Genomic DNA, 25,266 nt, shown 5'->3' on the forward strand with positions numbered 1-25,266 from the left:
GGGATGCGGCCGGGACACGGCCCGGACGCCGCCGTCCGGTGCGCGGCGACCGGGCCGTGAGGCTCACGCCGCCCGGGTGGCGCCGGGTGCGGCCCGGTCGTGGTGGATCGGTCCGTCGGAGCCCGTGAGCGGGGCGCCGGTGCCTCCCCGCCCGGCGGCGACGATCTCGGCCGCGATCGACAGGGCGGTCTCCTCCGGGGTGCGCGCGCCGAGGTCCAGGCCGATCGGGGACCGCAGGCGGGCCAGTTCCGCTTCGCCCACGCCTGCCTCGCGCAGCCGGCGCCGACGGTCCTCATGGGTGCGGCGCGAGCCCATCGCGCCGACGAAGGCGACCGGCATCCGCAGCGCGACGGTGAGCAGGGGTATGTCGAACTTGGCGTCGTGGGTGAGCACGCACAGCACCGTCCGCCGGTCCGTGGGGGTCTCCCGCAGATAGCGGTGCGGCCAGTCGACGACGATGTCGTCGGCCTCGGGGAAGCGGCCCCGCGTGGCGAACACGGGCCGGGCGTCGCACACCGTGACGTGGTATCCGAGGAACTTGCCCGCCCTGACCAGTGCCGCGGCGAAGTCGACCGCCCCGAAGACGATCATGCGGGGCGGGGGCAGTGTGGACTCCACGAGGAGGGTCAGACCGCCCGGGCAGTGCGAGTCGTCCTCGGACAGCTCCACCGTTCCCGTACGGCCCGCCTCCAGCAGGGCCCGGGCCTCGGCGACCGCGGTGCGGGCCGCTTCCGGGTGGTCACCGAAGCCGCCGTCGTCCAAGCCCTCGTCCGCCCCGTCCGGCCGGACCAGCACCGTGGCGCCCAGCAGGTCGTCCGGGCCCCGGACGATCCGGGCGACGGCCACCGGCTCGCCCCGGACGGCGGCCGACAGCGCCGCCCGCAGGACCGTCCGCACGGGTGCGTGCGCCGGGACCGGGGTGATCATCATGTCGATGGTCCCGCCGCAGGTCAGTCCGACGGCGAAGGCGTCCTCGTCGCTGTAGCCGAACTGTTCGAGGACGGTGGTGCCGTCCCGCAGCGCCTGCCGGCACAGGTCGTAGACCGCTCCCTCCACGCAGCCGCCGGAGACCGAGCCGATGACGGTGCCCTCGCTGTCGACCGCGAGGGCCGCGCCCGGGCCGCGCGGCGCGCTGCCGCCGACGGCCACCACGGTGGCGACGGCGAAGGCGCGGCCCTCCTCGATCCAGCGGTGCAGTTCTCCGGCGATGTCAAGCATGTGGCTCCCCTGCGGCCGCCTGCAGGACCCGGTCGGGGCGGATGGGCAGGTGGCGGTGGCGGACGCCGGTGGCGTGCCAGACCGCGTTGGCGACGGCGGCCGCGGCGCCGACGATGCCGACCTCGCCGATGCCCTTGATCCCTACCGGGTCGTCCGGGTCCGGGTCGTCGACCCAGTCGGCCTCGATCAGCGGCGGTACGTCGGCGTGCGTGGCGACGTGGTAGCCGGCGAGGTCGGCGCCGTAGAGGCCACCGCTGGCCCGGTCGCGGACGGCCTCCTCGTGCAGCGCCATGGAGATGCCCCAGATCATGCCGCCGACGAGCTGGTTGCGTGCCGTCAGCGGATTGACGATCTTGCCCGCCGCGAAGATGCCGAGCATGCGACGCACCCGTACCTCGCCGGTGGTGACGTCCACGGCGACCTCGGCGAACTGGGCGCCGAAGGAGTGCCGCTCCTTGCGGGCCAGGGCGCCGACGGCCTCGGTGGTGTCGGACCGTACCGTGATGCCCTCCGGCGGGATGTCGGTGCCCAGTGCCAGCCGCTCGCGCAGTTCTCCTGCCGCGGCGGTGACGGCCCAGGCCCAGGAGCGGGTGCCCATGGAGCCGCCGGCGATCATCGCCGGCCCGAAGTCGCTGTCGCCGATCCGCACGCGGACCTTGTCCGGGGTGGTGGCCAGGGCGTCGGCGGCGATCAGGGCCAGCGCGGTACGGGCTCCGGTGCCGATGTCCGCGGCGGCGATCCGCACGGTGAAGGTGCCGTCCGCCTCGGCGGTGACGATCGCGGTGGACGGTCCGGCTCCGGAGGGGAAGGACGCGGCGGCCGTGCCGGTGCCGAGCAGCCAGCGGCCCTCGCGGCGCACGCCGGGGCGCGGGTCCCGGTCCGCCCAGCCGAATCTGCGGGCGCCCTCCCGGAAGCAGGCATCCAGGTTGCGGCTGCTGAAGGGCAGCCCGGAGACGGGGCCCCGCTCCGGTTCGTTGCGCCGGCGCAGTTCGATCGGGTCCAGGCCGCATTTCTCGGCGAGTTCGTCGAGCGCCGACTCCAGCGCGAAGGATCCCGGGGCCTCTCCCGGTCCGCGCATGAAGGTCGGGGTCGGTACGTCCAGCCGGACGATGCGGTGGGCCGTGTGGTGGGCGTCGGCGTCGTACATCACCCGGGAGGGACCGGCGCAGGACTCGACGAACTCGTGCACCGACGAGGTCTGGTTGAGGGAGAGGTGTTCCAGCGCGCGCAGGCGTCCGTCGGCGTCCGCTCCGAGCCTGATCCGCTGGGCGGTGGGGCTGCGGTAGCCGGTCAGCGAGAACATCTGGCGGCGGGTCAGCACGACACGGACCGGGCGGTGCAGGACGGTCGTGGCCATCACCGCGCCCACCTGGTGGACGCGGACTCCCTTGCTGCCGAAGCCGCCGCCGACGTGTTCGGAACGCACCCGCACGGCGGACGGGTCGAGCGAGAACAGCTTGGCCAGTTCGCCGACGACCCAGCTGGCGCCCTGGTTGGAGTCGACGACCTCCAGCCGCCCGCCGTCCCACAGGGCGGTGGCCGCGTGCGGCTCCATCATGCTGTGGTGTTCTTCGGGGGTGGTGTACTGCTGGTCCAGGGCGACGGCGGAGGCGGCGAGTTCGGCCTCCAGGTCGCCCTTCTCGACCACCGCCGGCATATGGCCCTCCAACGCGTAGGCGTCGGTGCGGTCGGCGGAGAACTCGGTGTCGTGCGGCTCCTGTTCGTAGTGCACGACGAGGGCTTCGGCCGCTTCCCGGGCCTGCTCGGACGTCTCGGCGACGACCAGGGCCACCGGCCAGCCCAGGTGCGCCACCCGGTCGTTCTGGAAGAGGGTGCAGGTGGGGTCCGGCGGAGTGCCCAGCAGGCCGATGAAGTCGGTCTCCAGGCGGGGCGCGTTCCCGTGGTGCAGGACGGTGAGGACGCCGGGCATGGCGAGGACGGGCTCGGTCTCCACGGACCGGATCCGCCCACGGGCCACCGTGGAGAGCACCAGCCAGCCGTGGGCCAGGTCGGCGAAGGGGATCTCGCCGGCGTAGCGCGCGGCTCCGGTGACCTTGTCGCGGCCCTCCACACGGGTGTGCGCGGTGCCGACGGCGCCCTGGACGGTCGTACGCGTTCCGGTGGCGGTGGTCATCGGGCGGTCTCCTCGGCGAGTTCGGTCAGCACGGCCACCACCAGGTTGCGCAGGAGGGTCACCTTGTACCCGTTGTGCGGCAGCGGGTCGGCCGCCGCCAGCTCGGCGTCCGCGGCGGCGGCGAAGGCCGCGGCGTCGGCGGGGGCACCCGTCAGTGCCTGTTCGGCCGCGCGGGCCCGCCAGGGGCGGGAGGCGACCGCTCCGAAGGCGAGGCGCACTTCGTGCACGGCGCCGTCGCGGACGTCGAGCGCGGCGGCCACCGAGCCGATGGCGAACGCGTAGGAGGCACGCTCACGCACCTTGCGGTAGCGCGAGTTGCCCGCGACCGGGGCGGGCGGCAGCGTGACACCGGTGATCAGCGCGCCCGGCGGCAGAGCGGTCTCGCGGTGCGGGGTGTCGGCCACGGGCAGGTAGAAGTCCGCGAGGGGCAGACTGCCCGGCCCGTCGGCCGTCACGTAGGAGACGACGGCGTCGAAGGCGGTCAGGGCCACCCCCATGTCCGAGGGGTGGACCGCCACGCAGTGCTCGGAGGCGCCCAGGATCGCGTGGTTGTGGTGCTCGCCCTCGATCGCGGGGCAGCCGCTGCCGGGGACGCGCTTGTTGCACGCCCGGGTGACGTCGGTGAAGTAGCCGCAGCGGGTGCGCTGGAGCAGGTTGCCGCCGACGGTGGCCATGTTGCGCAGCTGGCCCGAGGCACCGGCCAGCACCGCCTGCGCCAGCGCCGGGTAGCGGCGGCGCACCTCGGGGTGGGCGGCCAGGTCGCTGTTGGTGACCGTGGCGCCGATGCGCAGGCCGCCCTCCTCGGTGGGCTCGATGCCGTCGAGCGGGAGTTCGCGCACGTCGACGAGGCGGGTGGGCCGCTCGACACCGGTCTTCATCAGGTCGACCAGATTGGTGCCGCCGCCGAGGAACCGGGCGTCCGGGTCGGCGTCCAGCAGGGCGACGGCACCGGCGACGTCCTGCGCCCTCTCGTAGCCGAACTCCCTCATGCCACGGCCTCCTTGGTCTCCGCGGCCGACGCCTTGCCGTCGGACCGCGTGGTCGCGGCGGCCCGGGCCACCGCCTGGGCGATCGACGCGTAGGCGCCGCAGCGGCACAGGTTGCCGCTCATCCGCTCCTTGATCTCCTCCGGGGTCAGCGGGGGCGGCCCCGCTTCGGGACGCACGTCGTCGGTGGCGGCGCTCGGCCAGCCGGCGGCGTGCTCCTCGATCATGGCGACGGCCGAGCAGATCTGGCCCGGTGTGCAGTAGCCGCACTGGTAGCCGTCGAGGTCGAGGAAGGCCTGCTGCACCGGGTGCAGCCGGTCGCCTTCGGCGATGCCCTCGATGGTGGTGATCTCACGCCCCTCGGCAGCGACCGCCAGCTGGAGGCAGGCCACGGCGCGACGGCCGTCGATCAGCACTGTGCAGGCGCCGCACTGTCCCTGGTCGCAGCCCTTCTTGGTGCCGGTGAGATCGAGCCGCTCCCGCAGGGCGTCGAGCAGGGTGGTGCGGTGGTCGACGGACAGCGCGTGCTTCTCGCCGTTGATGTTCAAGGTGATCGGGCTGTACGTCGACGAGGTGGCTGGGTCCATGATCAGCTTCTTTCGCGTATGCGGCGGAAACACGTCGGGATGTCGGCCTGAAAGGTGACGAGTCCGGAAAATACGGCGCGTTGCGGGGTAAGGACTCAGGTGGCAGGAGTGGGCACTGTACGTGGCGGAAAAGCACTGCCCGCCGCTATGGTGGACGACAAGCGGACAGCTGTCCGTTATCGAAAACCTACCGGACAGCTGTCCGCTTAGCAAGACCGGGTTCGGCTACGCACCCGAAAGGAGGACGAGTGCAGCACAAGAAGCACGCTCCTCTGCGCTCGGACGCGCAACGCAACCGCGAGACCATCCTGGAGGTCGCGGTGGCCGAGCTGACCCGCTGTGCCGACGTCCCGCTCAGCCTGATCGCCAGGAAGGCGGGAGTGGGGCAGGGCACGTTCTACCGCAACTTCCCCAACCGCGAGGCGCTGGTCCTGGAGATCTACCGGCACGAGATGCAGCAGGTCTCCGACAGCGCGGCCGAACTGCTGAAGTGCCGCCCTCCCGACCGGGCGCTGCGGGAGTGGATGGACCGCCTGGCCCGGTTCGCGATGACCAAGGCCGGGCTGGCGGACGTGATCCGCCAGGCCACGAGCGGACCGGGCAGCCCGGCCAAGCCGGGGCACACCACCCTGGCCACCGCCGCCGAACTGCTGCTCCGCGCCGCGGAGGAGGCCGGCACCATCAGACCCGGCGTGAGCGCGGACGACTTCGTCCTCGCCATCGCCGGCATCTGGCAGCTGGATCCGCACGGCGACTGGCAGTCCCGCGCGAGCCGCCTCCTCGACCTGGTGATGGACGGCCTGCGCGTCGGAGCACCCGGCCCCTGAGGCCGCACGGCCCCCTCCGGGACGCACCCGGCCGCGGACCACCGCCCGCCTCCGGCCCGCCCCTCTCCCGCATGCCCGTCGTCTCACCCGGCCTCACCTCACCGGCCCTCACCCGGCCGCCTCACCGCACCCCCGCCCCATCGTCCTGCCCCTCCCGGCGCTCCTCACCTCCCCTCGTCCTCTCCCCATCTCCCCTCACAGGGACCCGAGTTCGCATCACCTCGTTTCGTCCCGAGGGGTCCTCGCGCCCCGCGCGTAAACACAAGTGACGCTGCCACGACAGCGACACCGTGAACCTCGCCGCAGGCAGCGCCCGCGAACCAAGGAGCAGGGGACGACATGAGATTCCTGGACCGTGAACGTGCGGCCCTCACCAAACTGCTGCCGGGGCTCGACGACAGCCTGCGAGCCGTACCGCTGATGACCCTGGAGCGGCCCGGCAGCCCGGGCATCGGGCTCTTCCGGGACAGCGGCGGCCCGGGGCTGCTCGCCCCGGCGTCGCTCCAGGGCCGCGGCGCCACCGCGCTCGACGCCGTACGGGTGCAGCGCGCCCTCGGCAGCCGCTCGCCCTCCCTGGCCGTGGCGACGACCATGCACCACTTCTCGATGGCGACCCTCGTCGGACTGAGCAACGCCGGTGAAGGCCTGGAGTGGATGCTGGTCCAGGCCGTCGCCACGGAGAACCAGCTCATGGCCTCCGGGTTCGCCGAGGGGCGCAGCGGCGCCGGCATCCTGTCGCCGTCGATGTCCGCCACTCCGACACCGCAGGGGCTGCGGATCACCGGTGTGAAGCGCCCGTGCAGCCTGGCCCGCTCCATGGACCTGCTCACCGCGAGCGTGCTCGTGCCCCGCGAGGACGGCGAGGGCGAGGAACTGGCCGTGGCCCTGGTACCCGCCGCCAGCGAGGGGCTGAGCGTCAGCGGCTTCTGGTCCAGCGGGTTCCTGGCGGGCGCGGAGAGCGACCAGGTGACCCTGGACGGCGTGCTGGTGCCACCCGACCTCATGGTGCGCACCGCGTGCCCGCCCGGGGCCCGGCTGGACGAGGTGCAGACGATCGGTCTGGTCTGGTTCGAGCTGCTGATGACGGGCAGCTACCTGGGCGCGGCGAGCGGTCTGGTGGAGCGGGTGCTGCTCAACGACCGGGTGCCCGAGGGCGAGCGGGTCGCGCTGCTGGTCGCCGCCGAGAGCGCGGCGGCGTCCGTCGAGGGCCTCGCCCGCCGTGTGGACGAGGGCACTCCCGACGAGTCCACGCTGGCCGAATCGCTCTACGTCCGCTACGGCGTCCAGGACGCGCTGTCCCGGATCGTCCCGCGCGCGGTGGAACTGCTCGGCGGCCTGAACTTCATGGCCTCCGACGAGGTCGGCTACCTCGCCGCCTGTACCAACGGCCTCGCCCTGCACCCGCCGTCCCGGTCGCGGATGACCGGACCGCTGGCCGCTTATCTGGCCGACGGGCCACTGACCGTGGCCTGACACCCCCGCGCGACGGCGCACGGCCGCCGCCTGACGCCCGGCGCCACGGCGCGCGGCAGGGGTCTGACAACTCGCCGCCACGGCGCGCGGCTGCGCCTGCCGTCCCGCCGTCACAGCGCCCGGCCGTGGCGTGAGACACCGTGGCTCTGTCACGCATCGCCGTGCCCGGCCGCGGTCGGCGGCACGCGCCACCGGCCCCAGCGGACCTTCCGCCACCGCCGTCGTATCCGTCATCCCCGTCGTATCCGATACCCCGTCGTACCCGCCGCCCTCGTACCCGCGCCGCCGAAGCTGTCGACGTCGAATCATTCGGCTCTCCGTCGTTCCCGTCACCGTGCCCGCCGCTGCGTCCACCACGCCGGCCGCCCACCGGGCTTCCCGGCCCGCGCCGTCACCGTCCGTCTCCGACCGAGGGGATCCCTCGCATGCCTCATCTACCGCCGCCCCGCCGCCCGGTGCTCCTGCTGACCGGGGGCTCCGGTGTCCTCGGCCGGGCACTGATCGAGGAGCTGTCGCCCGGCTTCCGCATCATCTGCCTGCGCCACCGCACACCCGTGGACGACCCCAGGATCGAAGAGGTGAGCGCCGACCTGCTGGAGCCCGGCCTCGGCCTGTCGCGGACGGAGTTCGCGCGGCTGGCCGACGACGTGGACCTCGTCGTGCACTGCGCCGCGGCCACCAACTGGAAGGCCGAGCCCGAGGCGATCTGGCGGGCCAACCTCGACGGCACCGCCACCATGCTCGGCCTCGCCGTCCGCGCGCAGGCGCCCTTCCATCACATCAGCACCGCCTTCGTGGCCAACCCGCTGGCCGAGGAGGAGCAGCGGCGCTTCCCCGGCGCCGCCGCCTACCTGGCCTCCAAGACCGCGGCGGAGCAGGCCGTGCGCGAGGCGCCGGTGCCCGCGACGATCCTGCGTCCGTCGGTGGTGATGGGCGACTCCGTCACCGGCCGCATCGCGGGCGCCCAGGGGCTGACGCGGGCCCTGGGAGCCATCGTGAAGGGACAGGTCCCGGTCCTGCCCGGAGAGCCGGGGGCGCGCATCGACATGGTGCCCCAGGACGTCGTCGCCCGTGCTGTCGGCGCGTTGCTGCGCGGCGGTGTCACCCAGGGCGAGTACTGGCTGGCGGCCGGCACCGAGGCACTCCTGCAACGTGAAGTCGTCGACACCTGCTTGGAGTTCGCCGACCGCCACGGCCCCCGCCCGCATCCCCCGCGGCTGATCCCGCTGGAGTCGGTGCACCGGCTCCTGCTCCCGCTGATCGAGGGCCCGGCCTTCCCGGAGTCGCTGCGCCGCCGGTTCCACACGTACGCGGAACTGCTGCTGGTCTTCCAGCGGGCCCTGCCCTTCGAGTCGTCCCTGGGCTCGGCGCACTGCGGCACGGCCGTCACCAAGGACGACCTGCGCCGAGCGCTGCTGAGCAACCTGGCCGCCTGGGCGGCGGGTCCGGCGGGCCTGCGACGGCAACGGCGGACCCGGTCGGCCCTCCAGGAGGGCACCGCACCCCGGGAGCTGGCGTCATGACCGCGCTCCCCGTCACCGAGACCGCGCCTTTCGCGGCGGAACCCCGAACCCCGGAAGCGACGCAGGACCAGGCACCGCCGCCCGCTGACCTCCCGGCCGACGGAGCGCACATCGCCCGCCTCTACCGTGAGCACCTGGCAGCCGGCCGCGCGGTGCTCGGCGAGGTGCTCGGCGGCATGGTGGAGACCGTGTCCGAGGGTGCCTGGGTGCACACCGCGGACGGCCGCCGCTATCTGGACTTCGGCGGGTACGGCGTCTTCATCCTGGGCCACCGGCACCCGGCGGTGACCGCCGCGGTGCACCGGCAGATCGACGCCCACCCGCTGGCCACCCGGGTGTTCCTGGAGCCCGTCGCCGCCCGGGCCGCCGCCGCGCTGGCCGCGCACACCCCGCTCGGCCTCGACCGGGTCCACTTCGTCAACTCCGGCGCGGAGGCCACCGAGGCCGGTCTCAAACTCGCCCGCGCCCACGGCCGCACCGCGCTGGTCAGCACCGTCGGCGGGTACCACGGCAAGACCCTCGGCGCGCTCAGCGCGACCGCCAACCCGACCTACCAGGACCCGTTCCGTCCCCTGCTGCCGGACAGCGCGGCGGTGCCGTTCGGGGACCGGGAGGCCCTGGAGGACATGCTCGCCCGCTTCGGCGAACGGGCCTGCGTGATCGTGGAGCCCGTGCAGGGCGAGGGCGGCGTCCGCATCCCCCCACCGGGCTACCTGGCGGACGCGGGGCGGCTGTGCCGGACGTACGGTGCCTTCCTGATCGTGGACGAGATCCAGACGGGTCTGGGCCGGCTGGGTTCGTGGTGGGGCGTGGACACCGAGCACGTCCGCCCCGATGTGCTCCTCGTGGGCAAGGGCCTGAGCGGCGGTGTGGTGCCGGTCGCCGCGATGGTGGCCACCGACGAGGCCTACGCGCCGTTCTCGCGCGACCCCTACCTGCACACCTCCACCTTCGCCGCCTCGCCGCTCGCCTGCGCCGCCGCGCTGGCCGCCGTGCAGACCATGGAGCGGGAGGACGTGCCCGGCCGTGCCCGGGCGCTCGGACTCAGGCTGCTGCACGGCGTGCGCGCCGCCTGTACGCCCTACACCGGCGGCCTGGTCCGTGACGTGCGCGGCCGCGGCCTGCTGATCGGTCTGGAGTTCGGCGTGGAGCAGGCCGTGGGCGAGCTGATCCTCGAACTGGTCGGGCGTGGCGTGCTGGTGAACCACTCGCTCAACGCGGGCCGCGTGCTGCGTCTGACCCCGCCGGCCGTCGTCACCGACGAGGAGCTGGGGCTCTTCCTCACGGCCCTGAGCGAGGCGCTGCGGGCGGTGGCGGCCCGGGTCGGCTGACCGGCACCCCCTCCCCTCCCCGCCCCCTTTCGCCCCTTGGCTCCCGCGCCCCCTCCTCCTCTCCTCGGAAGACACAGCCCACCGCGAGGCAGCCGAGGCCACCGGACCGCTTGCGCCACCAAGACCACCAAGACCACCGACACCACTTGCACCAGGAAGCCCACCGGGCCACCACGACCACGACCACGAAAGGTATTGCCATGCGCCGCGTGACCGTACAGATGAACGCTCAGGACGTGAGCCCTGAAGCCGCCTACGACCGCATCCGGGACTTCCGCCGCTATCCGGACGTCACCGAGACCGTGCGCGAGGTGGTGGTGCATCCGCCGGGCGCCGACGGCTCGGTGGTGTCGGACTGGACCGTCCGGTTCCGCAACGGCCTGATGCGGTGGTCGGAACGCGACTCGTTCCATCCGGAGCGCCTGACCCTCGGCTTCACCCAGCTGCGCGGCGACTTCGAGGTGTTCGAGGGGACGTGGCGGTGCGCGCCGACCGGGTCCGGCACCGTCGTGACCTTCGACGCCGTGTTCGATCTGGGCATCCCGACCCTGGCCGACATGCTGGACCCGGTGGCGGAGTCCACGCTGCGCGCCAACATCGAACTGATCCTGGGCGGACTGCTCGGTTCCGTCGCCCCGGCGCCGGCCCTCCCGCTGCCCCGGACGGCGGCGCCCGTCAGTGGCTGATCTCGCCCTCGCCCCGCTCGGACCGGGAGCGACGCCCGCCGCGGGCTGGGACACGCTGCGCGACGAACCCGGTCCCGACGCCGTCCGCTGCCTCGCCCTCTACACCAGGCTGGCGGCCGGGGTCACGGTGGTCACCGCGCTCGACGCCGCCGGCCGGCCGGCCGGGATGACCGTCTCGGCCCTGACCTCCGTGTCGGCCCGGCCTCCGCTGCTGCTCGCCTGTCTGCGCGCCGGTTCGCAGACGCTGACCGCCGTACGGGAGCGCGGCGCGTTCGCCGTCAGCTTCCTCAGCGAGCGGCAGCGCGGCGTCGCCGAGCGCTTCGCCGACCCGGCCCTGTCCCCCGCCGCCCGGTTCGCCGGCGTCCCGGTCCGGCAGGTGCTGGGCGTGCCGGTGCTGTCCGGGGCGCTCGCCTGGTCGGTGTGTCTCGTGGAGGACGTACGCCGCTACGGCGACCACGACGCGGTCGTCGGCCGGGTACGGGCCGTCGAGGCCGGGGCCGGCAGGCCGCTGCTGTGGCACGACCGTACCTTCCACGCCCTCGTCCCCCTGCCACCCCGGACCGCGTCCGCCTCTCCTCCTTCTCAGGCCTCACCCGTCCCTGCTCCTTCTCAGGCCGAACCCGCTTCTCTCCCGTCCCAGGGCGGGGGAAGTTGACCGTTCTCCTCCTCAAGGACGCCCGGCCATCAGCTCCACCGGCCGGGCGTCCGCGTATCCGCTCACCGACATGACCGTCCAAGGAGGTCGTATGTCCCTGCCCCCCATCCCCGGAGTGAACGCCGACGACGCGCGGATCGAACTCACCCGCGCGCCCGAGCGGCTCTCCGGCAACACCACGGCGGCGGGCCACCGGGTCGCCGCCGCTCTCGACGCCGAGGCCACCGCGGACGACTGGGGCCGGCCCCCGGACGCCCGGCGCCCGTACCCCGTCGTCCTCGTGCACGGCACCCTGGGCGACCGCCAGTACGTGTGGCGGGAGGCTGTGCCGGTGCTCAAGGCCGCCGGGCACCGGGTCTTCCGGCTGAACTACGGGGAGATGCCCACCCTGCCACGGCTGTACGGCCTCGCCGACATCCGGCTCTCCACCCGGGAACTGGCCGAGTTCGTCGACCGGGTGCTCGCCGACACCGGCGCGGCCCAGGTCGACCTCGTCGGGCACTCGCAGGGCGGGATGATCCCGCACTACTACCTGAAGTTCCTCGGCGGCGCGGGCAAGGTGCGCCGATTCGTCGGCATCGCGCCCAGCAGCCACGGCGTGACCGTGGAGGGGCTGACGGCGCTGGTGCGCCAGGCGGTCGGGGTGCGGGACATCGTCGAGGAGGAGCTGCTCTTCCGGGTGAGTCCGGCGTTCGTGCAGTTGCTGCACGACTCGGAGTTCGTCCGCGAGCTGACGTCGACGGGCGACACCGTCGCCGGGGTGCGGTACACCGTGATCTGGTCCACGCGGGACGAGGTGGTCCAGCCGCCCACCTCGCAGCGGCTCACCCCCAGTGAACCGGGGCACGAGGTCACCAACCTGTGCCTGCAGGAACTCGCCCCGGACAACCGGGCCACGCACCTGGCGATGCCGTACGACCCCGTCGTGCTGCGCGAGATGCTCCGGGCCCTGGACGGCTGAGCGGCCGGCCCGGCGCACGACGAAGTGGGGTGAGGCCCTCGGGCCCCACCCCGTCGTCGTGTTCCCGGCCGTGCTCAGTACGCGGTGCACCTGCCCTTCTCGCCGTTCCAGAAGCAGACCTGGCCGACCACGTCGAACCCGGCGACCCCGTTCGGGTCGATCTTGTCGAAGCGCGGCACGGGGATCTGGAGGCCGTTGATCCCGTCACCGGCGAGCGGGCCGCTGGTCACGGTGCGGTCGGGCACGGGACTGCCCTTCCTCAGCTCACCGTTGAAGTACAGCGAGCCGTACTCCCCGGTGTTCCAGGTGCCCTGGCCGGTGCCCTCCACCGAGAACGTCGGCACCGGCAGGGCGCCGAACCGGCCCGTGCCGACGACATGGAAGACGATGTCGGTCAGCTCCGGGGCCGCGCCGTCCGGCGAGCGGCAGTCGCGGTAGCCGATGTGGCCGGTCACCTGCGACTGCCGGGTGAGCACGCCGAGCGGCGGACTGAAGTCCACCTCGGCGTCGAGGCGGCAGACCAGGTCGGGGACGGGCCCCGGGTCGGCCGCCGCGGCACGGGCGGTGGCAGGGGCGGCAGCCGGTGCGGCGACGGCGGCCGGGGTGGTCGGGCCGAGAACCGCGAGCAGGGCGGCGGGCAGCAGCGCCCTGCGCAGCCGGGGCCGGCACGAGCGGGGTGGGGCGGCGGTGGTCCGGGTGGTCTTCATACGACGGTTCCTTCCGTGTCCGTGGGGGCTCAGGGGACTTACGCGGGTGTGAGGGCGTGCGCCGGTGCGAGGGTCCGCGGAGGGGCGAGGATCCGCCCGGGTCAGGGGACCTGCGCGGTGCGGGGGCGTCAGGCGGTGACGGTGCCGGAGCGCAGGACCTCGCTCGCGGAACCCAGGTGGCGCGCGAGGTCCCGGTAGGACTCCAGGACGCCGGTCTCGGTGTAGGCGATGCCGCGCTCGGCGCAGAACCCCTTCACCAGGGGGTAGGCGTGCCGCAGGGCGGAGCGCGGCATGCCCGGGAACAGGTGGTGCTCGATCTGGTAGTTGAGACCGCCGTAGAAGAAGTCGCCGACCCGGCTGGTGGGCAGGGTTCGGGAGGTGAGCACCTGGCGCTCCAGCCAGCTCCACTCCCCGCCGGTCCGGGTGGGCAGCCCCTTGTGGTTGACGGCGAAGGCGAGGCCGAGCAGGTAGCCGAGCAGGACCTGGTGCACGGCGAGGAACAGCAGGGCGCTCGGCCAGGGCAGCAGCCAGAACAGCGCGCCGAGGAACAGCACCGCGTGCAGGGCCATCAGGCCGCCCTCCAGCCAGGGTCTGCGCACCGCGCGCCGGCGCAGGGCGATGACCCCGGCGATGCGCAGCACGACCGACTCCAGGCCGAGCAGCGGGAAGAAGAGGTAACGCTGGTTGGCGGCGAGGAAACGGGCGAACCCGGTGCGCTGCCGGGCCTGTTCGGGCGCGAAGATCGCGGCCCGGCGCAGGATGTCGGGGTCCAGCTCCAGGTGGTTGGGGTGGTTGTGGTGCCGGTTGTGGTGCTGCACCCACCAGCCGAAGCACACGCCGAGCATGAGGTTGCCGTGGATCAGGCCGAGGGCGCGGATGGTCTTCTGGGAGCGGCTGATCTGCCGGTGGCCCGCGTCGTGCAGCAGGAAGGCGAGCTGTTCGTGCCAGACCGCCAGCCACACCGCGGCCGTCGCTGCCTGCCACAGGCTGCCGTCGCCCAGCGCGAGCGCGGCCCAGCCGACGGCGTTCATCAGCCACACGGTGACGATGGCGGCCACGTACTGCCCCTTGCGGGGGCGCATCAGTCCGGCTGCCGTGACGCGCCGGGTCAGTTCGCGGAAGTCCTCCTCCGCCGCACCCGGTTCACGGGGTGCGGAGTCGACTGCCGGGATGTCGGTCATCGGGGGTGCCACCAGCCCTTTCGTTCTCGGTGTCGTACGGGGTGCGGGTCCGCCTCACGGCGCGAGCCCCATGTCGGCCAGGCGCGCCCGCTGGGTGTTCTCGGCCCATTCGGCGGCGGTCGCCATCCGTTCCTCGGCGGTGGTGTCGGCGAGCCGGCGGCCCGGCCACACCTCGTAGTCGCCGGCGATGTCCCGGTGCTGTTCGAGGCCCTGCTGGTAGAGCCGTTCGCGCCGCAGGGTCAGTTCGCGCACGGGCAGCCGGGACCACAGTTCGACACCGCGGGCGATGAGGTCACCGATGCGCTTGCGGTCCTCGGGGTGCTGTTCCAGGTGGCGCCGGACGATGGTGGTGCCCACCGACAGGTGGCGGATCTCGTCGATGCCGGCGGCCCGTTCGATCTCGGCGGCGGCGGGATCGAAGGGGCGCCACTTGCGTTCGCTGAGTTCCGCGGTGGGTGCGAGGACACCCTCGACCAGGACGGTCAGGGTGATGACCCCGCCGACGTAGTCCCGCTGGTCGCGCAGGACATCGAGGCCGAACTCCTCCAGCGGGGCGAGGACCGCGTCCCGGTCGGCCCCGGCGAGGTCCTCCATGGTGGCTTCCAGGCCGGCCGTCTCGACGCCGAGTTCCAGGAGGTGACCGCGGAAGGCGTAGGCGTGGCGGGCCTCGTCCATCAGCTGGGTGGTGTAGAAGTCCATCCCGCTGAGGTCGGGGGCGTGCGCGACCAGGTAGGAGATGGCGCGGGCCGCCTTCTCCTCGGCCATGGAACGGAAGGCCAGCTCCTGCATCACGGCCTGCCGCAGCGGCCCTTCGCACAGCATGTGCTCCGGTACCGTGACGTCCGGGGTGCGGCCCATGGGGTCGCCGGCGAGGGTGCCTTCGGGGACGGCGCGGAACCAGTAGCCGAGGTCGCAGCCCTCCGGTGTCAGGTCGGCGTGCAGCGCGCCGTCGAGGAGGCCCGGGGCGCGGTTCCGGTCGGCCTCCGCGGGGATCGCGGTGGGGCGGGCCGGGCCGTGGGCGACGGTTGTGGTCATCTCTGCCTTTCAGCTCAGGGTGTGTGCGCGTCGGTGCGCGAGGGAGGGCGGGCTCAGACGGCCTTGGTCAGCCGCATCAGCCGCCATACGGCGCCGGGGGTGACCCCGCCCTGGAAGGCCAGGTACTCGGGTTCGATCAGCTGCGGACGCCACTTGAGCTTGAACGACTCCTGGGTGGCCGCCGGATAGATCGCCTGCCCCTTGGCGGCGAGGAGTTCCAGACAGCGCCGCAGGGCTCCGCTGGTGGGCCCGAAGGCGCATGCGTCCGGCCGGAGCTGGACGAACGGGGTGAAGCCGAGGTGGAGCCAGGCGCAGCCCTCGTCCTGGAAGCGGCGCAGCGCGGTGGCGAAGACCATCTCGACGGTGCCGGGCGGGGCGTCGGGCAGCCGCCGGGTGAGGTCGTAGAGCCAGCCGGAGCGGTCGCCGAAGACGGGCGAGTAGGACACGTAGGCGACCGTCCGTCCCGCGTGCCGGGCGGTGAACAGCCGCCGGTGCGGTGCGCCGGGCCCGCCGCGCTCGCCGATCAGGAAGTCCAGCTCCTTCACGTGGCGGCCCTTGTCGCGCAGCCAGGCCCGGTCGACGGCGTCCAGGTCGGCACGGACCTGCGGGGCCTCCCGTTCCGCGGCGGTCACCTCCGTGACGGTCACGCCTTCGCGGCGGGCCCGGTTGACCATGTTGCGCACCTTGACCATGCGCTGTCCGCCGAGGCCGTAGCCGTCGAGGTGGATGCTGAAGGAGGCGCCGAACTGGTTGACGGTGAAGCCGTGCCGGGCGTGCAGTTCGGCGGCCGGGCGCGGCAGTTGCACCGCGGTGACCCGCCGGCCCTCGCTCCTGGCCCGTTCCAGCAGCGCGGTGAGCAGCCGGTCGCGGTCCCCGGCGGCGCAGATCGGCCCGCCCAGCGGGAACACGTGCCGCCGGCCGCCCTCCCGGTAGGGGACGAAGCCGTCGACGCCGGGGGTGCGGAAGCGGCGGTTGCCCGCGTTCAGGGCGAGGAAGGCGCTGCTGTGGCCGGCGTGGCGGCGCAGCATGGCGTAGGCCTCGCCGTCGTCGGGGGCCCGCGGCGGCCGCGGGGGCGGTGCGGACTGCCGCGCCTGCCGGGTGCTCATCGGGCGGCCGCCTGGTGCCAGGGCACGGACGCGAAGTCGTGCAGCGCGGACTGGACCGAGGGGTGCGGGCGGGGTTCGAAGGACACGGTGAACGACTTGACGAAGTTGCCGAACAGGGCGCGGTCGCCGAACAGGTGGATCGGCAGGACGAGCAGCGCCCACTCCCAGCCGTGCACCAGCACCCAGGCGCCGAGGACCGCGCCCTGCACGCTGAGGCTGTGCATGGTGTTGTACAGGACGTAGTGGACGCGGGAGATCCGCCGGTCGGGGCTGCGGTGGTAGGCGACGGCGCCGGGGAGGTAGCCGATCAGGTCGACGTAGAGGAAGAGCACGGCGGCGACCCACCAGCGGACCTCGGCGAGGTGGGCGAGGAAGAACCCGGCGGCGACGAGCAGTCCGAGCAGGTACTCCAGGCGCAGCAGCCGGTAGGTGGTCGGGGTCTGGCAGAGGTTGTGGCCGTCCATCGCGCTCACCGCCCCCCGGCGGGCCGGGTCGCGGTGACCAGGACCATGCTCTGCTTCTCCAGGCCGGGATGGGCGGCCAGGTGCGGGGCGAAGCGTTCGACGGCGTACGGCAGGGCGAGCAGGTCGGCCGTACGGGCGTCCCAGCCGCGTTCGCCCCACCAGTGTTCGGCGTCCGCCAGGTGCCACACCCACGGGGTGCCCGAGCCGGACAGGGCCTCCAGCCAGGGCCGGACGAAGGGCGAGTCGGCCGCGTCGGCGTTCAGGCACTCCGCGCCGAGCGTGCTGCCGGGCGCGGACAGTTCTCCGACGGTGGCGACGAGGCGGTCCACGGCCTCGGGGGCCAGGTAGAACAGGAGCCCCTCGCACAGCCAGGCCGTGGGCCGGCCGGGGTCGAACCCGGCGGCGAGCAGCGCGCCGGACCAGTCGGCGAGGAGGTCGGCGGCGACCGGGACGCGGCGGGCGACGGCCGCCGGGTGACCGGAGACGATGCGTTCCTTGAAGGCGTGCACGGCCGGCAGGTCGACCTCGAAGAGGTGGACTCCGTCGGGCCAGTCGAGCCGGTGGGCCCGGGTGTCGAGCCCGGCGCCCAGCAGGACCACCTGCGGGCAGCCGGAACGGGTGGCGGCGATGAGGTGGTCGTCGAAGAAGCGGGTGCGTACGGCCAGCCAGTCCGGCAGTACCTGCTGGAGCAGGCCGCTGCCGGGCGGGGTGCCCGCCTCACGGGCGCGGGTGAGGAACTCGGCGGCCAGCGGGTCGTCGAAGAGGGCGTCGGCGCGGGCGGACTCCTGGGCCCGCATCCGCACGGTCCACAGGGCCGTTCCGGAGACGCCGTCCAGGGCGGCGGACACGGGGTCGGTCCCGTCGGCGGAGTCGGGGTGGGTGTCGTCCTGCGGCAGCAACATGGGCATCGGTCGGGATCCTTCGTCTCAGGGTGCGCACACGGGCGGGTCGTCGGGGCGGGCGTCGGCGCTCGGCCGCCGGGACGAGCGGCGTCACCGGGCCGCGGGTGTCCGGGCAGCCGGGCCCGGGGACGCCGAGCGAGCGCGGGATGCGGCATCCGGGCGAGCGGCGGCAGACGGCCGGGGGCGGGGTGCGCGGGTCGGGTCGGTGGTGGGTGGGGCGGGTTGGTGAGGTGGCGAGTCGGGGTCGGTGGGGTGGCGAGGTGGTGGTCGGGGGTCAGTGGGGGGTGAGGGGATGAGTCGGTGGTCGGGGGGGAGCCGGTGGTCGGGCGGCCTGGCGGCTCGGTGGGGGTCCGGGGCGGCCGGTGCCCTGATGGGCCGCGGGGCCGGTGCCGGGCCGGCGTCAGGGCGACGGCGGTGCGGGCGGCGCGGACGGGCGGGGCCGGGTTCAGCGCGGTGTCCGCCGGCGGTCGAGCAGGAGGGCCGCGGCCCCCAGGGCCATCAGGCCGCGCGAGGGCGACCAGGAGCGCTGCCCGCCCAGGGAGGCGGGGGTGTACGGCTCGTTGACCTGGAGGGCGAAGCGGCGGTTGGCGGCGTCCGCGAGCACCCCGCGCCACTGCTCGGGGCCCGAGGTCACCGCGGTGAGCAGGTCCATGGTGTTGCGGGCGACCTGGTCGAGCGAGAAGTACTCGCGCAGCAGCGAGACGATGATGCCGCGCACCTCGGACTTGAAGACCTCGGCGAGCGCGATGTCCGGCGCCAGGCAGCGCACCGAGCCTTCCAGGTTGGCGAAGGACTTGCCCAGCAGGGAGATGGCCGGCGCCGAGCCGATGCCGCGCCGTGTGGCCTTCTCCAGCACGGTGGTCAGGGACACCCCGAAGTTGATGTCCTCCAGCGAGGCCGTGGCCACCTTGGGCACCAGGGCGGCCATGTCGGAGGCGAAGGCCGGCAGGTTGGACCAGGCCGTGACGCGGCCCATGTCCGCCCACGCCCAGGCCAGTCCGTGCCCGTCGTTCTGGGCGATGGACATCAGCAGCGGCAGCAGGCGCAGGCTGGTGCGCCGGTCGAGCCGGCCGACCATGCCCCAGTCGATGAGAGTGGCCGGGCCGCCCGGCCGCGCGAACACGTTGCCCGCGTGCGGGTCGGCGTGGAACATGCGGTCGACGAAGTAGCCGCGGTACATGAACCGCAGCAGATCCTTGCCCATGTCCGTGCGTTCCCGGTCGCTGAACGCGCGCCGGTCGGCGTGGCGGACGGAGGTCCCTGCCGCGAGCGACTGCACCAGCACCTTGGGGGTGGCGTGGACGACCCGGGGCACCTCCAGGGTCGGGTAGCGGCGGATGTTCTCGCGCGCCTCGTCCATGTTGCGTGCCTCGCCGGTGAAGTCCAGTTCGGGCTCCATGGCGTCGAAGATGGAGCCGAGCATCGCCTCCACGTCGATGACCTCGTTGAAGCGGGGCGCGGTGCGTGCCAGGATCCGGGACGCCTTGCGCATCAGCGCCATGTCGGCGCGTACGGCGTCGCGGATGCCGGGGCGCTGCACCTTGACGACGGCCGGGCGGCCGCCGGGCAGTTCCACCCGGTACACCTGGGCCAGCGAGGCGGCGCCGAGCGGGCGGGTGGTGTCGATGTCGTCGAAGCAGAGTTTCCAGTCCGGGCCCAGCTCCGCTTCGAGGACGGGTTCGAAGACGGAGAACGGCTGGACGTCGACCTGGTCGTGGAGGTTCTGCAGTTCGGCGATCATGGCGGGGGGCACCATGTCGGGACGGGTGGACAGGATCTGTCCGAGCTTGACGTAGAACGGGCCGAGGCTCTCCAGCGCCTGACGGACCGCTCGCGCGCGGCGGCCGCCCTCCCCGGCGGAGGTCTCGGCCGGCGGCGAGTTCCGCCCGAACTGCCGTCTGGCCCGGGCCATCTGGCCGACCTCGTCTGTGACGAGGCCTCCCAGCACCTTCACCACCAGCCGGAGCCGGCTGCCGAGCGGGGCACTCATGTGCCACATCCTCCTGATGTCTGACGGATGTCGGGGGTTCCCGACGGATCCCCGGATTCTCCGGGCGAAGGCACCGAGGTGCCGTGGGCCGCCGTGAGTCACCGGGCTGAGGCACGGAAGTGCCGTACGGCCGGGCGGAGTTGCCGGGCCGGGGAACCGCGGTGCCCTGTCACCGCGGGGAGCTGCCGGGCCGGGGAACCGCGGTGCCGTACCGCCGCGAGGAGCTGCGGGGCCAAGACACCCCGGCGTCCCCGGCACCTCGGTGGGTCTCCGGGCGCGAGGCGCGGAGTTCCCGGGCGCACGGAGGTCTGCCGACGCGGGCGCGGAGCCCCGGGTCGGACGCCGGAGCGTCCGCAGGGATCACGCCGGTCCCGCGAGGCGGACGCCTCGGCCCGGCACGGTGCTCGTCGGCACGGCGAGGCGGCCACCGGGCGAAGGCGAGCCTGCGCCCGGTGAGCCCGGCGGCCGGAGGCAGGGAGCCTGCCCGGGAGCCGGGAGCCACGGAGGGCTCAGGTGGCTTTGCGGGCGGCCGGGGTGCTCGCGCCGGCGAGCGGGCCCGCGACCTTCTGGACGTTCTCCAGGACGCTCGCCAGGTTGGCCACGAGTTCGGTGAGCTGGGCGAGCTGGCCGGGCAGCGCGGCCAGCCCCTCGGCCATGCCCGCCGCACCCGACACCGCCGATGCTGCGCCGCCCGCCACCTGGCCCAGTGCGCCGAGGGGGTTGCCGCCACCGGTGAGGGCGCCCAGGGGGTTGGCTCCGCCGGCGAGCGCGCCCAGGGGGTTGACCGCGCCGGCCGCGCCGGTCAGCGCCACGAGCGGATTCGCGCCTCCGCCGGGGAGCGCCGCCAGGGGGTTGCCCGCGGCGCCGGTCAGCGCGCCGAGCGGACTGCCCGCTCCGGCCGCCGCGTTGGCGGCGTTGGCCAGCGCGGCGACGGGGTTGGCGACCCCGCCGAGGGCGGACAGCGCGCTGACCGTCCGGAGCACGTCTCCGGGCAGGCCGGTGAGCGCCTGGTACGGGTTGACCGGCCCGAACCAGTCCAGGCCGCCGCGGTCGTCGTCCTTCCGGTCGAGCAGCTCGTCGAAGGCCTTCTTCGTGCTGTCGGCGATGTCGCCGATCAGGTCCTTGATGGTGTCCTGCGTGTTGTTCTTCCCCACGGTCACTTCCCTTTCACGAGCCTGTCGGGATCCGTGGGATTGGCCCCACGGAGTCCGGAGGTGGTGTGCACGGAGTGCGGAAATTCAGTCCCTGAAGTCCAGGTGATTCGAAGTTTTCCCAGAATTCAGGAATCTGGGAACATTGAAATCCGGAGATGAACCTGATGGAGCTTTTCTGCGGATTCCGCTCACGTTTTTACTTTTACGTCCGCGGAACGTACCGCCGATCGCATGCGATCGTTTCCGGTTCAGGCCATCGCACCGTCCAGTGCGCGGGCGCACACCAGCCGCAGCCGGGCCCTCCCCCGGGTGAAAGCACCTTCCGCCGCCTTCACCGAGATCTGATGCATGCGCGCGAATTCCAGCGTGGAGATGCCCTGGGCGCGCGCCAGCACGACTTGCCGCTCGCGGCCGCGCAGCAGGTGCACCTGGCCGAGCAGCCAGCGCCCGAAGTCCTGGTCACACACTCCTTCGTCCGGCATCTCGGGAGCGCGCGCATCCGCCGCACGCCGCAGCATACGATGGCGTCGTTCCTGTTCACGGTAGTGATCGACACACAGGCGCAGGGCGACCGAGGTCAGAAACGGCCCGATCCGCTCCCGGTCCAGGTTGCCGTGCGCGGCAGCCCGGAGCATTGCCTCCTGTACGCAGTCCTCCGCGTCCTGGGCGTTCGGAAGCCGGCGGCGCACCAGCCGCATCAGGCGTTCGCGGTGGCCGGCAATGACATCCCAGGAGAATTCCCGCTGGAACTCTTTTGAACGATTGAAATCTTCAGAACAGTCCACGAAATCCCTCCGCCCGTCACCCCGGAAAATGTCCTTCCCGGAACATCAGCAAACGGGGCAGGTGGACGTCCACTCATCCGCGTGAAGGTGGCAGGGCACGCGGTACCTCGGGTTCCGTTTCGTGCTAGCGTGCCATGCATGAAGAGGCCGGACGGGCCGCTGTTCCAAGAAGTCAGCGCAGCACGAATCCGCCCAGCGGAAACGTACCGGCAGGCGCGGAAACGTACCAGCACTGGGTAAAGCGTGACCGGTTTCCAGGGAACTCTTCGGCAGGGGCGGGTCCGCTGGGCGTGCGCCGGATCGGGCGGGGTGGCGTCAGTTCCGGGGAACGGCGATCTGGACGAGCACCCGGTCGGTCCACCGGATCCGCGCGAGGCGACCACCGCCGCCCTCGTCCGGCCGGATGTCCGTGCGGGGCAGGTCACCCCTTCCGGGCGCGTCGAGCGCGGTGAGCAGATGGTCGGCCGGTGCGGCCCCGTGCCGCCGTTCCCGGCCGGTGTACGGGGAGGCCCCCCGGCCGGGAGCGGAGGCGGGGCGCTCGTACGGCCGGCTCATGCCTGCACCGCCAGACTGTCCCGGGTGACCGGGGCGAGCGGGGGCAGGCCGGCGGCGTAGCGCTCCAGTTCGGTCAGGGCCAGTGCGCTCATCCTGCGGGCCTCGGAGCCGAGGGACCCCGCGATGTGCGGGGTCAGCATCACGTTCGGCAGGGTGTACAACGGCGAGTCGGCCGGCAGCGGTTCGGGTTCGGTGACATCGAGGATGGCGTGCAGGCCGGCGCGGCAGGCGGCCTCCAGCGCCGCCGTGTCGACGAGGCTGCCGCGGGCCGTGTTCACGAGGACGGCGTCCTGGGGCAGGGCGGCCAGTTCGGCGGCGCCGATCATGTGCCGGGTCCCGGGCAGCGCGGGCGCGTGCAGACTGAGGACGTCGGCGCGGGGCAGTGCCTCGGCGAGGGCGGCGGGTTCGCCGCCCGCCGCGACGACGCGTGCGGGGTCGGCCACCGGGTCGACGACGAGGACCCGTGCCAGGTCCAGTTCGCGCAGCAGCCGTACGACGCGGCTGCCGATGCGGGAGAAGCCGACGACCACCACCGTGCGGCCGGCACCGGTCAGTTCGCCGCGGCGCTCGACGTAGCTCCAGTCGTCGCGGAAGCGCCGGGCGTCGTTCGCGAGGAAGGGAGCCTTCTTGAAGGCCCACAGGACGGCGGCGAGGGTGAAGTGGGCCACCGGTTCGGCGTTGGCGTCGGCGGCGGTGGTCACCAGGATGCCGCGGTCGAAGACGGCGTCCGTGACGTGCGGGCGTACCGAGCCCGCCGCGTGCAGGACGGCACGCAGCCGGGGGGCCGCGTCCAGGACCTGCGCTTCGAGCGGGGGGCAGCCCCAGGAGGTGATCAGCACCTCGGTCTCACCGAGACGGCGCCGGGTGCGGGGCGAGGCGAGTTCGTCCACGACGACGGGTTCGCCGAGAGCCGCCACCGCCCGCAGCCGCGTCATCTCCTCCTCGCCGAACTGCATTTCGCGCGACCTGGCGTCCATGACGAGCAGGGTCTCGGGACGTCTGACGTTCCCGGCGGCCGGGCCGGGAACGGTCGCCGCCGGGGCGGCCCCCGGCGAGGCGGCGGCGGCCGCAGGGGCGGCGCCCACCGATTCGGGGGTGGGCGCCGGGGTGGCGCCGGACGAAGCGGGGGCGGGCGGCTGGGCGGCCCCGGAGCGGACGGTGCTGTCGGTCACGTGTGCTCCCTGCGGCGAGTCCGCTGCGCCACTGGCGTTGCAGCAGCACGAAGGCGGTGACGAGGGGGACGGGGGAACAGGGAGCCGGTGGTCACCAGGAGGTCGCACGGCGGGAGCCCCGATCCTGACAGGACGCGTCGGTCGTGATCGGCCTCGGTCCCGGCGCCCCGCGCCCGTCCGCGGCCCGCCTGGCCTCCACCGCCTCCGTGGCCTCCCTGGCCTCCATCGCCTCCGGGGCCTCCCTGATCTTCCCGCTCTGCCCGCAGTTCACCCGAGGAAGCTCAGCCGTACCTGACGGTTCGGATTGTCGACATTGGTGTCCACCAGGCACACCGACTGCCAGGTGCCCAGCTCCATCCGGCCGCCGATGACCGGGACGGTGGCGTGCGGGGGGACGAGCGCGGGCAGGACGTGGTCGCGGCCGTGGCCGGGACTGCCGTGACGGTGCTGCCAGCGGTCGTCGGCGGGCAGCAGGGTGTGCAGGGCGGCCAGGAGGTCGTCGTCGCTGCCCGCGCCCGTCTCGATGATCGCGATGCCGGCGGTGGCGTGCGGTACGAACAGGTTCAGCAGGCCGTCGCGGCCGTCGGAGGCCTCCCGCAGGAAGGCCTCGCAGTCACGGGTGAGGTCGACGACCCTCTCCCGTGAGCCGGAAGCGACGTTCAGCACTCGGGTGGTGAAGGCATGTGACATGCACCCATCCTCCTCGATACCGGGGAAGATCCGTGCCCGCGGCACGGTTGGTCCCTGCGTGAACAGCACACACGAGGTCGACGTGGTCGTCGTCGGCGCCGGTCAGGCGGGCCTGGCCGCCGCCCATCACCTGCGGCGCAGCGGGTTCGAGCCGGATCGCGGCTTCGTCGTGCTCGACCACTCCCCCGGCCCGGGCGGCGCCTGGCAGTTCCGCTGGCCCTCGCTGACGTACGGCAAGGTGCACGGGATGCACGCGCTGCCCGGGATGGAACTGACGGACGCGGACCCCGCGCGGCCGTCCTCGGAGGTCATCGGCGAGTACTTCGCCCGGTACGAGCGCGCGTTCGATCTCCGTGTACGGCGCCCCGTCGACGTGCGTGCCGTGCGCGAGGGCGCCGGAGGGCGTCTGCGCGTGGAGAGCTCGGCCGGTGTGTGGGCGGCACGCGCGCTGATCAACGCGACCGGCACCTGGGACCAGCCGTTCTGGCCCCGGTACCCGGGGCAGGAGACCTTCCGCGGGCGGCAGCTGCACACAGCGCAGTACGCGGGTCCGCAGGAGTTCGCCGGACAGCGGGTGATCGTGGTCGGCGGCGGCGCGTCCGGCACCCAGCACCTGCTCGAACTCGCGCCCTACGCCGCCGCCACCACGTGGGTGACCAGACGGCCGCCGGTCTTCCGGGAGGGGCCCTTCGACGAGAACGCGGGCCGTGCCGCGGTCGCGCTCGTCGAGGAACGGGTCCGCCAGGGGCTGCCGCCCCGCAGCGTCGTCTCGGTCACGGGCCTTCCGCTGAACGACGCCGTGCGGGAGGGGCTGCGCGACGGGGTCCTGGACCGCCGGCCCATGTTCGACCGGATCACCCCCGACGGAGTGGAGTGGCGGGACGGGCAGCGCCTGGCGGCCGACGTCATCCTGTGGGCGACGGGGTTCCGGGCCGCGCTCGGCCACCTCGCCCCGCTGCGGCTGCGCGAGCCGGGCGGCGGCATCCGCGTCGAAGGCACCCGCGCCGTGGCCGACCCCCGCGTCCATCTCGTCGGTTACGGTCCCTCGGCGAGCACGGTGGGCGCCAACCGCGCCGGGCGTGCGGCCGTCCGGGACATCCGGCGGCTGCTGGCCGGGGAACCGGCCGTCGCCGCCTGAGTCCGG

Annotated in this window: 24 protein-coding genes; 8 read left to right on the forward strand and 16 right to left on the reverse strand. The window is 73.5% G+C overall.

Annotation, left to right across the window (positions count from 1 at the left end):
• Positions 1–63: 63 nt before the first annotated feature.
• The 4 genes from IG64_RS11345 to IG64_RS11360 are packed head-to-tail and all read right to left on the reverse strand — an operon-like array spanning position 64 to position 4,925.
• The gene (locus IG64_RS11345; protein ID WP_037854696.1) at positions 64–1,218 is read right to left on the reverse strand and encodes an XdhC family protein; all 1,155 of its coding nucleotides are present in this window, start codon (positions 1,216–1,218) and stop codon (positions 64–66) included.
• Positions 1,211–3,352, reverse strand: a complete 2,142-nt coding sequence (locus IG64_RS11350; RefSeq protein WP_037854697.1) for a xanthine dehydrogenase family protein molybdopterin-binding subunit — start codon at positions 3,350–3,352, stop codon at positions 1,211–1,213. Before IG64_RS11350 ends, IG64_RS11345 begins: the two co-directional genes overlap by 8 nt.
• Entirely contained in the window at positions 3,349–4,341 is a 993-nt protein-coding gene (locus IG64_RS11355) for an FAD binding domain-containing protein (RefSeq protein WP_037854698.1), read from the reverse strand. Before IG64_RS11355 ends, IG64_RS11350 begins: the two co-directional genes overlap by 4 nt.
• The gene (locus IG64_RS11360; RefSeq protein WP_037854699.1) at positions 4,338–4,925 is read right to left on the reverse strand and encodes a (2Fe-2S)-binding protein; all 588 of its coding nucleotides are present in this window, start codon (positions 4,923–4,925) and stop codon (positions 4,338–4,340) included. The genes IG64_RS11355 and IG64_RS11360 overlap by 4 nt, the downstream gene beginning before the upstream one ends.
• A gap of 248 nt (positions 4,926–5,173) precedes the next feature.
• On the opposite strand from IG64_RS11360, the gene IG64_RS11365 reads away from it, so the two are divergent.
• From IG64_RS11365 to IG64_RS11395, 7 genes are all read left to right on the forward strand, one after another.
• Complete coding sequence (locus IG64_RS11365; RefSeq protein WP_037854700.1) at positions 5,174–5,752, forward strand: TetR/AcrR family transcriptional regulator; 579 nt, start codon at positions 5,174–5,176, stop codon at positions 5,750–5,752.
• A gap of 339 nt (positions 5,753–6,091) precedes the next feature.
• Positions 6,092–7,225, forward strand: a complete 1,134-nt coding sequence (locus IG64_RS11370) for an acyl-CoA dehydrogenase family protein (protein ID WP_037854701.1) — start codon at positions 6,092–6,094, stop codon at positions 7,223–7,225.
• Positions 7,226–7,650: 425 nt separating this feature from the next.
• Positions 7,651–8,748, forward strand: coding sequence for an SDR family oxidoreductase (locus IG64_RS11375; protein WP_037854702.1), 1,098 nt, complete (start codon positions 7,651–7,653; stop codon positions 8,746–8,748).
• Complete coding sequence (locus IG64_RS11380) at positions 8,745–10,079, forward strand: aspartate aminotransferase family protein (protein WP_078883934.1); 1,335 nt, start codon at positions 8,745–8,747, stop codon at positions 10,077–10,079. Before IG64_RS11375 ends, IG64_RS11380 begins: the two co-directional genes overlap by 4 nt.
• A gap of 200 nt (positions 10,080–10,279) precedes the next feature.
• Entirely contained in the window at positions 10,280–10,765 is a 486-nt protein-coding gene (locus IG64_RS11385) for an SRPBCC family protein (protein ID WP_037854703.1), read from the forward strand.
• The gene (locus tag IG64_RS11390) at positions 10,758–11,420 is read left to right on the forward strand and encodes a flavin reductase family protein (RefSeq protein ID WP_078883935.1); all 663 of its coding nucleotides are present in this window, start codon (positions 10,758–10,760) and stop codon (positions 11,418–11,420) included. The genes IG64_RS11385 and IG64_RS11390 overlap by 8 nt, the downstream gene beginning before the upstream one ends.
• A gap of 91 nt (positions 11,421–11,511) precedes the next feature.
• Entirely contained in the window at positions 11,512–12,381 is an 870-nt protein-coding gene (locus IG64_RS11395; RefSeq protein ID WP_037854704.1) for an esterase/lipase family protein, read from the forward strand.
• Positions 12,382–12,455: 74 nt separating this feature from the next.
• Here the strand turns inward: IG64_RS11395 and IG64_RS11400 are convergent, their stop codons facing one another.
• From IG64_RS11400 to IG64_RS11460, 12 genes are all read right to left on the reverse strand, one after another.
• Positions 12,456–13,088 (reverse strand): hypothetical protein, encoded by a 633-nt coding sequence (locus IG64_RS11400; RefSeq protein WP_037854705.1) that lies wholly within the window; start codon positions 13,086–13,088, stop codon positions 12,456–12,458.
• A gap of 128 nt (positions 13,089–13,216) precedes the next feature.
• Positions 13,217–14,269: a fatty acid desaturase family protein gene (locus IG64_RS11405; RefSeq protein WP_037854706.1), complete on the reverse strand. Its 1,053-nt coding sequence runs from the start codon at positions 14,267–14,269 to the stop codon at positions 13,217–13,219.
• A gap of 54 nt (positions 14,270–14,323) precedes the next feature.
• The gene (locus IG64_RS11410) at positions 14,324–15,304 is read right to left on the reverse strand and encodes a VlmB-like protein (RefSeq protein ID WP_051812677.1); all 981 of its coding nucleotides are present in this window, start codon (positions 15,302–15,304) and stop codon (positions 14,324–14,326) included.
• Between the two features lie 53 nt (positions 15,305–15,357).
• On the reverse strand, positions 15,358–16,410 hold the full coding sequence (locus IG64_RS11415; protein ID WP_107474228.1) for a DUF2156 domain-containing protein: 1,053 nt from the start codon (positions 16,408–16,410) through the stop codon (positions 15,358–15,360).
• A complete protein-coding gene (locus IG64_RS11420) occupies positions 16,407–16,874 on the reverse strand; it encodes a membrane protein (RefSeq protein ID WP_037854707.1) in 468 nt (155 codons plus the stop codon). The genes IG64_RS11415 and IG64_RS11420 overlap by 4 nt, the downstream gene beginning before the upstream one ends.
• A 5-nt stretch (positions 16,875–16,879) precedes the next feature.
• Positions 16,880–17,782 (reverse strand): SAM-dependent methyltransferase, encoded by a 903-nt coding sequence (locus IG64_RS11425; protein WP_107474229.1) that lies wholly within the window; start codon positions 17,780–17,782, stop codon positions 16,880–16,882.
• 439 nt (positions 17,783–18,221) lie between these two features.
• Positions 18,222–19,766, reverse strand: coding sequence for an ABC1 kinase family protein (locus tag IG64_RS11430; protein ID WP_037854708.1), 1,545 nt, complete (start codon positions 19,764–19,766; stop codon positions 18,222–18,224).
• A gap of 509 nt (positions 19,767–20,275) precedes the next feature.
• Positions 20,276–20,920, reverse strand: a complete 645-nt coding sequence (locus IG64_RS11435; protein ID WP_063758785.1) for a hypothetical protein — start codon at positions 20,918–20,920, stop codon at positions 20,276–20,278.
• A 248-nt stretch (positions 20,921–21,168) separates the two neighbouring features.
• Positions 21,169–21,705 carry an RNA polymerase sigma factor gene (locus tag IG64_RS11440; RefSeq protein ID WP_078883936.1) on the reverse strand — a complete coding sequence of 179 codons (537 nt, stop codon included), beginning with the start codon at positions 21,703–21,705 and terminating at the stop codon, positions 21,169–21,171.
• 315 nt (positions 21,706–22,020) lie between these two features.
• Entirely contained in the window at positions 22,021–22,260 is a 240-nt protein-coding gene (locus tag IG64_RS11445; RefSeq protein WP_037854710.1) for a hypothetical protein, read from the reverse strand.
• Positions 22,257–23,237, reverse strand: a complete 981-nt coding sequence (locus IG64_RS11450; RefSeq protein WP_037854814.1) for a hydroxyacid dehydrogenase — start codon at positions 23,235–23,237, stop codon at positions 22,257–22,259. The genes IG64_RS11445 and IG64_RS11450 overlap by 4 nt, the downstream gene beginning before the upstream one ends.
• Positions 23,238–23,699: 462 nt before the next feature.
• Complete coding sequence (locus tag IG64_RS11460) at positions 23,700–24,122, reverse strand: secondary thiamine-phosphate synthase enzyme YjbQ (protein WP_037854712.1); 423 nt, start codon at positions 24,120–24,122, stop codon at positions 23,700–23,702.
• Between the two features lie 58 nt (positions 24,123–24,180).
• Between IG64_RS11460 and IG64_RS11465 the strand changes: the two genes are divergently transcribed.
• The gene (locus IG64_RS11465) at positions 24,181–25,260 is read left to right on the forward strand and encodes an NAD(P)-binding domain-containing protein (RefSeq protein ID WP_037854713.1); all 1,080 of its coding nucleotides are present in this window, start codon (positions 24,181–24,183) and stop codon (positions 25,258–25,260) included.
• Positions 25,261–25,266: the final 6 nt, after the last annotated feature.

The organism is Streptomyces sp. NRRL S-340, from assembly GCF_000720185.1.
GTDB lineage: Bacteria > Actinomycetota > Actinomycetes > Streptomycetales > Streptomycetaceae > Streptomyces.